Origin of the sequence: Vibrio sp. V33_P6A3T137 (assembly GCF_009904835.1) — a bacterium.
Classification (GTDB): Bacteria; Pseudomonadota; Gammaproteobacteria; order Enterobacterales; family Vibrionaceae; genus Vibrio; species Vibrio metschnikovii.
Map to the genome: position 1 here is coordinate 1 of NZ_WXWK01000103.1, position 8,744 is coordinate 8,744.

Consider the following 8,744-nt stretch of genomic DNA (forward strand, 5'->3'; position numbering starts at 1 on the left):
TAAATGATTAGAGTACAAATCATTTTTCGATGCAGATAATAGCGACAATTTTGTTTTAAAGTCAAATTTATAAATTTTTATGCTGTTTAAAATACTAAAATAGTTGCTTATTTTATGTGAGTGAACATTGTTCGCTGTGGTAAAGTTTGCATCATCGGTGGACGAAGTGCGATTGTTGATAGTCCGCTCTCGTATTTCCGAAAACGCCAAGTCATTGGGGCTATGTTGAATTTGATAAAATAAGCAGGATGAGATGGAAAAAATTGCCATTTTGGTTGATGTACAAAACGTTTATTACACCTGTCGAGAGCGATACGGGCGTCACTTTAATTATAACCAGTTCTGGCAACAAGTGACTCAAGGCCGTCACGTATTTAAAGCGAACGCTTATGCGATTGCCAGTAAAGAGCCTCAACAGCGGCAATTTCATCATATTTTACGCGGTGTAGGTTTTGAAGTGATGCTAAAGCCTTTTATTCAACGTAGTGATGGCAGTGCGAAAGGAGATTGGGATGTGGGAATTGCGCTTGATGCCTATGAGCTAGCTCAGCAAGTCGATACGGTTGTTTTAGTGTCCGGTGATGGCGATTTTGAACCCTTGGTTGAACGTATTCAGCAGCGCTTTCAGGTTAAGGTTGAGGTTTATGGTGTACCAAGACTGACGGCACAAAGTTTAATTGATGTCGCCAGTCAATTTGTTCCGATAGAGCAAGCTTTATTGCTGTAATCCGTTATCCGCCTGCTGTTCAGCATCGGTAGTTACGGTTTCTAAAGCGGCTTGTTCTGCTTCTAATTTGGCGCGCTCCGCTTTAGAAATATAACGAGGTTTATTGGTGCCATGTAGCTTGGCGTTTTTCTTTTTAAGATGCTTTTGTAGTGTTTGATTAATTTTCTTTTTACGGTTCATGCTTCTGTGCTCGATGACGATCAATTTAGGGCCAAGTGGCCCTAAAGCCGCGCAGCATACTGGTTTTTAAGGGCGAACTCAATCAAGTTTATTGCGTGTTGTTTATTCTCCAGCTACCCATTGACGTTTGGTTTTCACGCTGGCCAGCAGCATGTACAAACAAGTGATCAATAACGTCACAAAAAGATAACCAAGTAAGCTTTGATTGGTGTAGATAAACCAATCAGCGATAACGGGCCCTAATACAGAGCCGATACTGTAGCTAAACAGCATCACTTGAGTGGCTGAGACAATATAATGGGCATCTAATTTATCGCAGCCTAAATTAATCGCAATCGGGTAGAGAGCAAACGTTGCCATACCGAGCACAAACAAACTGATCGCGAGAAGCGTAACGCTACTGTCTAATAATGGTAATACCGCCGCAGAAGCGCCTAATAAACAAAAGAAAGCCATTAATAAGGTTCTGCCAAGATGCTTAGATAGCCAAGGAACAATCGGTTGTACGACCATCGCACCCAGAATAATTAATGCCATTAAGCTGCCGATTTCTGAGTGACTAATGCCACGTTGTGTCAACTCTATTGGCATCAGTCCATAAATAGCGCCCAATATCAGCCCTGAAACTAAACAGCCAATGATGGCAGCATGACTTAATTTGGTCATTTGTTTCCAAGACAGACTTTGTCCTGCTTCGGTAGACGGTTGATCAGATTGACCAAAGATTAAAATCACCGTTGCGAAGCATAATAAGGAGCCAATCGCAATAAATGGGATTAAGCCATTAACGCCTAAGTATCCAATCCCTAATTGTCCCATCGCTGTACCGCCATAGAGCGATACCATGTAAATACCTAATCGTTTTGCGCGGCCACTTTCATTACCATGCAGTAACCACGACTCAACTACAACGAATACCCCCGCAACGGCAATACCAGCGATAAAACGTGCACCAAGCCAAGTTAGACTATTGGCAAAAACGGGCAAAATCACGATAGACGTTAACAGCACTAATAGACAGCCAATGAAAGTATTGCGATGTCCGAAGCGATTGACTAACTGCTCCATAAACAGCGCGCCGAGCAATAAACCGGCATAAAACACACTGGCTAGCCAACTGGCTAAAGAGAGTTCCAACCCATAATGTGGCAGCATGAGTGGGATGACACTCATCAAATATCCTGAAGCGACGGCATACAGTGTGAGCGCAATAACCGGTACTGAAATACGATGAACGGGAGAAGTAATCATGTCCATAGTTATCGCCTCGAATTAAGAATAGGACTGGGTTTCGCGGCGAATATGGGACTTAAAAATAGAAAGGTAAAACGAAAAATAATGCTCATGACGATAAAATAAATTTATCAAGTCATAAGCTATGATTAAGCGTAGTAAAGTTGGCATAATCGGCGGTGAAATGCCAACTTTAAATGTTATTTTACGGGATAATTTATTTGGTTAATGCTTGGTTTAGCCATTGTTCAAACTGACTTTTTGGTAACGCACCATTGAGAACATCGACTCTTTTGCCTTGTTTAAAGACCATCAGGGTGGGAATGCTACGAATCTGATATTTTCCTGCCAACGCCTGTTGAGCTTCAGTGTCGATTTTTATAAATCTCACTTGCCCTTGACGTTCGACGGCTACGTCATGAAAAATGGGGGCAAAACCGACACAAGGATTACACCAAGGAGCCCAAAAGTCGATGACGACCGGTTGTTCACTGGCCAATAGCGCTTCTAGATTATCCGCTGTACCTTCAATCGGAGCCCCATCAAGCAGTGCGGCTTGGCATTTTCCACAGCGCGGGCTTTCAGAAACTCGGGCTGTTGGGATACGATTAAGCCCATGGCAAGCTGGGCAGCGAGTGGTGAACGTTGACATGGTTTCCTCTTTTAGTTTTGTTGCTTTGCCGATCAGCGCTTAACGTGATTAGGCAAATCAGCGTATACTAGTCGTTTTGTTAGGTGAATGCGCTTAACATCGCCAATAATAAATGAATGCCTATCTCCTTGCTATTTGATCAATCTTACCAGTAGCAAGAGCATAACAACGAAAAGCAGGATTATAATGACTCAATATTATGCTGAAATTACCGGTTGGGGTAAATGTTTGCCACCGGCCACGCTCTCAAATGATGATTTAAGCACCTTTTTAGAGACTAATGATGAGTGGATCCGCACTCGCACTGGGATTGAATCTCGCCGTATTAGTCACGTGAATACCTCAGAGTTAGCTACCGTAGCGGCTCAGCACGCGATTGCTTGTGCCGGGATTGACGCTCAAGAGATTGACTTGATTATTGTTGCCACTTGTTCGCCCGATTCTCTCATCCCTAATATTGCTTCAAAAATCCAGCAGAACTTAGCAATAGATAGCGCAGCCGCTTTTGATCTGAATGCTGCCTGTACCGGTTTCATCTACAGTTTAGAAACTGCCACTCGCTTGATGCAGGCAGGTCGCTACCAACATGCTTTAGTGATTGGCGCAGAAAGACTGTCTTTTTATATTGACTGGACCAAACGTGATACCGCCGTTTTATTTGGTGATGGTGCCGGTGCGGTAGTGTTGAGTCGTACAGAGCAACCGGTTGGGTTACAAGAAGCCAAAATTGGTTGTGATGCTCAAGGGCGTGATATTTTGGCGGTGCCGAAGTTTGGTAGCTCAATGGATCGCTTTGCTGCCGACAATGGTTATTGGGCATTTGATTTCGTTGGTAAAGAGATCTTTAAAAGAGCCGTTAAAGGCATGGGCGCGGCGGCGGCGCAAGTGTTAACCACCAGTGGTTTAGCTCAGCAAGACGTGGATGTGGTCATCCCACACCAAGCGAATATCCGTATCATTCAAACGTTATGTGATTTATCGGGTATTAGCCAAGATAAAGCGTTTATTAATATTCAGAAATACGGCAATACGTCGGCGGCAACGGTGCCGATTGCCCTGTGTGAAGCATTGGAACAAGGTAAGATTCAACCCAATAATAACGTGTTACTCGCCGCGTTTGGTGCAGGATTAACTTGGGGCGCAGGCCATATTAAGTGGGGCTCACGGGTAACGCCTCTGGGCAGTAGTGATGCACAATTACCATCCTGTGAGCAAAGCGCACTGCAATTGCTAGAAAAAGCGATTGAACATTGTCAGCAGCGGCCACTATCTCAATAGCCGCTGAGCAGCAACGGCAAATCTGTTCGATGTCCGTGGATTAGCGTCATCGTTGATAGCCAGCGTCAATGGATACGCTGGCTATCGTGTTTTAGGCTAACGCCATTGCCAGCAGTGTGATCGGGTGAATGCTTTCGGCGGTGGTGTTTTCTTCGATTTGCCATTTACAGGTTTCACAGTCGGTCACCGCGAAATCTGCCTTGGCGGTGTTGATCGACTCAAATAGGTGTGAGCCGATCTTCATTGACACATCGTAGTTTTCCGCTTTAAAGCCATAAGTGCCCGCTAAACCACAACACTCACTATCCAAAACCACCAGCTCTAAACCTGGGATCATTTTCAGAAGTTCAATCGTAAAAATAACATTACCACTGCGCTCCAAATGACAAGGAGTATGATAGACCACTTTGAGGTTAACGGGTTTCATCTTCGGCGCATTGCCACTCATAAACTCTTTGAGTAGAAAACGCGTGACATACTCAATGCTTGCCACGACTTGGCTATTATCAACGCCTAACACATGCGGATACTCTTGTTGCAGAGTAAAAGAGCAGGTCGATGAGGTTGAGAGTACCTTAGTCTGTCTCTCCAAGACGGCCGTTTCTAAGCTTTTGACATTCAGTAGAGCATTACTGCGCGCTTTATCGTGAAAGCCATTGGCAATCAAAGGGACGCCGCAGCATTTTTCTTTATCCAACAAGCTGACGCCGATGTTCATCGAGTTCATTACCCGAACAAAGTCTTTCCCTAACTGAGGATGATTGTAATTGACATAGCAACCATGAAAGTAACTGACTTGGCGGTTATAGCTGGCTTGCTGCTGTTTTTGTTGTTTGAACCAACGGCGAAAGGTGCCATGAGAATATTTCGGTAGGGCTTTGTGATCATGCACACCGATGGTTTTGTGCATGATTTTTTTGACCAGAGGTAGCGAGGTGGCAAAATTGACGACTGGTGCAAAAGGCGTCGCGAGGGAGCCAAATAAATCGGTATGACTGAGCACATAATCACGCATTAACTTCGGATTGAATGGCTTTTTACCATACTTGCCTCGTGCCACGGCAATCAGGTCGCCAATCCGCACGCCAGAAGGGCAAGCGGTTTCACAGCGCTTACAGTTGGTGCACAGTTTTAGTAAGTCATCGTAGTATTCCGCGCTTTTGATCCGCAAACGCTCGCCATCTGGGCCGCATTGTTTTGGCCCAGGGTACAGTGGATTCGCTTTAGCAACGGGGCAGTACACGGTACACACGGTACATTTGATACATTGATCAAATGAGGTGTTTTTCGGTGCATTGGCAATAAAGGAATGATTCATACCAGAGCCTCCTGAGTTGAAGCTTGCGCTTGCCATTGAGCGATAATTTGTGACGTAGCATGATAAGCAGTTGCAATCGCGACGCCACCACCACAACCTTCAAACACCGGATCATAACCTGCGAGCATAGAGCCGCAGCAATAGAGGTTATGGATAGTCTCACCTTGACGGCTAGGGTTTAATGAGGCGGTCGTTGTGACGCCAAATGTCATAAAAGGGTGAGAGCACTTAGCAAAAAAGTCATGATTACGCCATTGTGCCCGCTCTTGAGCACTTTCAACGTCGAGTTGGAAAATAGGCTCACTGATCCCCTGATGATTAGCGGCTAAGCCCTGACTAAAATAACTTCCTGTCGCCATGAGAAAATGATCAGCATAAAGCGCCATATCGGTCAGGTTTTTGGTGTATATCGCGTTCAATCGATGGTGATTAAACTCGCCTTTGGTGACTTTATCGCCTTTTAAATGTATACCACCAAGGGATAAGAAAGCACGACTGAGCGACTCCTCAATCCGGATCCCCATCAAAGAAGGTGGCATGGTCGGAACTTCATGCAAGGACAATCCAGTAGTGGCGTGTAATTTATCGAGTAGGTGCAATCCGTCACCGTTACCCATGATCGCTGGGAGAATTACCAAATCATCACCGGTGGCTACTTGCGTTAATTGATCACAAAACGCTTGCCATGCCTTGGGCTGCTTGAGCAACCTTGCAATATCAATTGAGCGCAGTTCATGAGGATTATGGCGCAGTTCAGCAAAACCAGGAATCGAGATCGAAACAATGGTACTGGGAATGGTCGAAAATTCAGGTAAATAACGTAAGTTATCTTGTAGCATCGGCGGTTGAAAATCGCGGTAACCTTCGATGGACACCAACACAAGCCGTTTAAAATCGCACTGTTTTTTATGTTGATATACATAAGGCTGCGAAAGCCAAGTCGCTTTAAGCGTTCCCATTGAGGTGATCCGCTGATGATTACTGTGATCGGCTTGATGACTTAATGGCATCCCATGTTGCTGAAGAGTATGTTGAAACCACAGTAATCCTTGCTGGCTGATCGCTGCTCCAACCTTACTGTAAGGATGTTCCGGAGCTTGTTGAGCGAGCTGTTGGATTGCTTGAAAAGGAAACTCAACGGCGCTACCGCAGGGTAGTTTACCTAAGACATCAATCGAACCTGATGAAAAATGCAGCGCGCTTTGTCCTTGGCTGATCAGTGCGGTTTTTAAGCCTGCTTGTAAGCAGCGGATCCCTGCACTATAACCTGCAATCCCAGCGCCGATAATGATCACGTCATACTTCATCATAACGTCTCCTCCTGGCTCGATTGAATAGAAGGATGAGGAAGATCGCTGGCACCCAATAATCCTTCATAGATCCAATAACTAAATTCTGCCTCGCGCAGTGCATCTCCCCAGAAAATCGGTTTAATGCCTTTCCAGCGCTCTTCTAAAAATTCCACCAACAGTTGGCTTGATTGTTGACCAGAGACACCGCCATAGTCTTGAAATAAACTGGCGGCTCGGTAACTGCATAATTCACCTTGGCATGGCCCCATGCCTAGGCGTGTGCGGCGGCGTAAATCGACGAGATTATTAACATCTAACTGCTTAATCGCGTATTCAATCTCACCCGCGGTGACCATTTCGCATTCACAGATGATGGCTTGGCTTTTACTGTCTGCCGATAAAAACTGCTCAGCTCGCTCACCGTGACGATAAAGCGCCGATTCATAGACGGGTTTTGCTAAGCTGGCGGTTTTTTTGACCGGCTTTTCGGCTTGATTTGAACCAGGAAGAGGGCGGGTATGGGTAGAGCATGCCACCGTATTGCCCAATTTTTTGGCAACCATATCGGTCGCCCATTCGGCCATTAATCGATAGGTCATCAATTTGCCGCCAGTAATGGTGGTTAGCCCTTTCAGGCCATCGCGTTCTTGGTGGTCTAACAATACAATCCCGCGGCTGATATTGCGTCCACTACCATCATCATCGACCGCCACTAACGGTCTTACCCCTGCGTAGGCACGTAATACCCGAGTGTTGGCCATGATCGGAGCCAACTTCGCTCCTTCAGAGAGCAAAATATCTACTTCTTTCTCGCTGACGTGTAGATTGTCAATCTGGTCGTAGTCAATGTGTTCGGAGGTCGTGCCAATCAAAGAAATGGTATCACCGGGGACTAAAATATCGGCATCGGAAGGTTTACGACAGCGATTAATCACTAGGTTATTGATGCGATAGTCGAGAATGAGTAGCGATCCTTTGGCTGGGAACATCTTGATATTCAGATCAGCATACTCACAGATATTTTGTCCCCAAATTCCAGCCGCATTGATCACTTGCTTAGCAACAATATTAAATTGACGATGAGTACTGAGCTGCAGGCAGTGAACGCCGAGTACAGTATCACCTTGGCGAATAAGACCAGTAACTATGGTGCGGTTAAGGATCTGTGCACCATGCTCTTTGGCATCAAGTACATTAGCGGCACATAATCGAAAAGGGTCTAAGGTACCATCGGGAACTTGTACGGCGCCAATTAAAGCAGGGTTAACATTCGGTTCAAGACGCAGCGCCTCTTTAGCGCTGAGTTGTTTGGTGGCAATGCCCGCCGAGTGGCAAGCATTAATAAAGGTTTCTTGAAACGTAATATCATCTTCGGGCAGTGTGATGAACAGGCCTTCCGTTGCTTCCACACAGTGCTTAGCAATCTGTTTTAAAATTAGGTTCTCTTGGATACACTCTTTAGCAGATTCATGATCAGTGACGGCGTAACGAGCGCCAGAATGGAGTAGGCCGTGGTTTCTTCCGGTTGTACCTGAGGCGATATCGTCTTTTTCAACCAGAATGCATCGAATACCACGCAAAGCGCAATCACGCATAATCCCGGTTCCCGTCGCTCCGCCACCGATGATCACCACATCGGTTTCGATGGTTTGCTTCGTTGTCATGCTCATGACCCCTGCCTTAATTCTATTTACAATAAACTTACCATTAGTGTGCCATTTTAAGTTGAATATGTTCGATAGATTGCTCACAAAAGTTCGAACGAAAGATTTTTGGTGAGTGGTTATCGTCAAGTTGCTTATAGATAGCAAATGGCTAAACAAAATAGATGGGATTAGATGATTTTTATTTACTTATTGTTCACATGAGTTTTCGGCAGGCAAGCAAAGCAATATAACGAATGTAAACGCAAATTTTTGAATGCGAGTGAGTAAAAAGTGCCATTGTTCTTGATGTTAACTGTCGCTCTCTGCTCTACCATTCATCAGTTTTGAGCTTTTATTTTGATATATTGCCGACGTTTATATTAATTTTTTCGGATATTTAGTTGTAAATATGTTGTTC

General features: G+C 45.0%; 8 protein-coding genes. 2 read left to right on the top strand and 6 right to left on the bottom strand.

The genetic code is table 11. From position 1 onward, the window contains the following. Positions 1 to 253: 253 nt before the first annotated feature. On the top strand, positions 254 to 727 hold the full coding sequence (locus CAG60_RS10015) for a LabA-like NYN domain-containing protein (protein ID WP_004396689.1): 474 nt from the start codon (positions 254 to 256) through the stop codon (positions 725 to 727). Here the strand turns inward: CAG60_RS10015 and CAG60_RS10020 are convergent. The 3 genes from CAG60_RS10020 to trxC form a co-directional block, all read right to left on the bottom strand. Further along, positions 716 to 907, bottom strand: a complete 192-nt coding sequence (locus tag CAG60_RS10020; RefSeq protein WP_004396688.1) for a DUF2986 domain-containing protein — start codon at positions 905 to 907, stop codon at positions 716 to 718. The genes CAG60_RS10015 and CAG60_RS10020 overlap by 12 nt on opposite strands. Before the next feature lie 102 nt (positions 908 to 1,009). Next, the gene (locus CAG60_RS10025) at positions 1,010 to 2,164 is read right to left on the bottom strand and encodes an MFS transporter (RefSeq protein WP_115152604.1); all 1,155 of its coding nucleotides are present in this window, start codon (positions 2,162 to 2,164) and stop codon (positions 1,010 to 1,012) included. A 193-nt stretch (positions 2,165 to 2,357) separates the two neighbouring features. Beyond that, positions 2,358 to 2,792, bottom strand: a complete 435-nt coding sequence (gene trxC / locus CAG60_RS10030) for a thioredoxin TrxC (protein ID WP_040905111.1) — start codon at positions 2,790 to 2,792, stop codon at positions 2,358 to 2,360. A 186-nt stretch (positions 2,793 to 2,978) separates the two neighbouring features. On the opposite strand from trxC, the gene CAG60_RS10035 reads away from it, so the two are divergent. Next, a complete protein-coding gene (locus tag CAG60_RS10035) occupies positions 2,979 to 4,070 on the top strand; it encodes a ketoacyl-ACP synthase III (RefSeq protein WP_158137229.1) in 1,092 nt (363 codons plus the stop codon). Between the two features lie 91 nt (positions 4,071 to 4,161). Here CAG60_RS10035 and glpC read toward each other — a convergent pair whose 3' ends face one another. Genes glpC through glpA form a run of 3 tightly spaced genes read right to left on the bottom strand, consistent with a single transcriptional unit; the run spans position 4,162 to position 8,344 of the window. Then, positions 4,162 to 5,388 (bottom strand): anaerobic glycerol-3-phosphate dehydrogenase subunit GlpC, encoded by a 1,227-nt coding sequence (gene glpC / locus CAG60_RS10040; RefSeq protein ID WP_161438861.1) that lies wholly within the window; start codon positions 5,386 to 5,388, stop codon positions 4,162 to 4,164. After that, positions 5,385 to 6,698 carry a glycerol-3-phosphate dehydrogenase subunit GlpB gene (gene glpB / locus CAG60_RS10045; protein ID WP_158137231.1) on the bottom strand — a complete coding sequence of 438 codons (1,314 nt, stop codon included), beginning with the start codon at positions 6,696 to 6,698 and terminating at the stop codon, positions 5,385 to 5,387. The genes glpC and glpB overlap by 4 nt, the downstream gene beginning before the upstream one ends. Beyond that, positions 6,695 to 8,344 (bottom strand): anaerobic glycerol-3-phosphate dehydrogenase subunit A, encoded by a 1,650-nt coding sequence (gene glpA / locus CAG60_RS10050; protein ID WP_158137429.1) that lies wholly within the window; start codon positions 8,342 to 8,344, stop codon positions 6,695 to 6,697. Before glpA ends, glpB begins: the two co-directional genes overlap by 4 nt. Positions 8,345 to 8,744: the final 400 nt, after the last annotated feature.

Bases quoted from the DNA above. Each gene is read 5' to 3' on its own strand.
- CAG60_RS10015 (WP_004396689.1), top strand. From the start codon at position 254: ATGGAAAAAATTGCCATTTTGGTTGATGTACAAAACGTTTATTACACC.
- CAG60_RS10020 (WP_004396688.1), bottom strand. From the start codon at position 907: ATGAACCGTAAAAAGAAAATTAATCAAACACTACAAAAGCATCTTAAA.
- CAG60_RS10025 (WP_115152604.1), bottom strand. From the start codon at position 2,164: ATGGACATGATTACTTCTCCCGTTCATCGTATTTCAGTACCGGTTATT.
- trxC (WP_040905111.1), bottom strand. From the start codon at position 2,792: ATGTCAACGTTCACCACTCGCTGCCCAGCTTGCCATGGGCTTAATCGT.
- CAG60_RS10035 (WP_158137229.1), top strand. From the start codon at position 2,979: ATGACTCAATATTATGCTGAAATTACCGGTTGGGGTAAATGTTTGCCA.
- glpC (WP_161438861.1), bottom strand. From the start codon at position 5,388: ATGAATCATTCCTTTATTGCCAATGCACCGAAAAACACCTCATTTGAT.
- glpB (WP_158137231.1), bottom strand. From the start codon at position 6,698: ATGATGAAGTATGACGTGATCATTATCGGCGCTGGGATTGCAGGTTAT.
- glpA (WP_158137429.1), bottom strand. From the start codon at position 8,344: ATGACAACGAAGCAAACCATCGAAACCGATGTGGTGATCATCGGTGGC.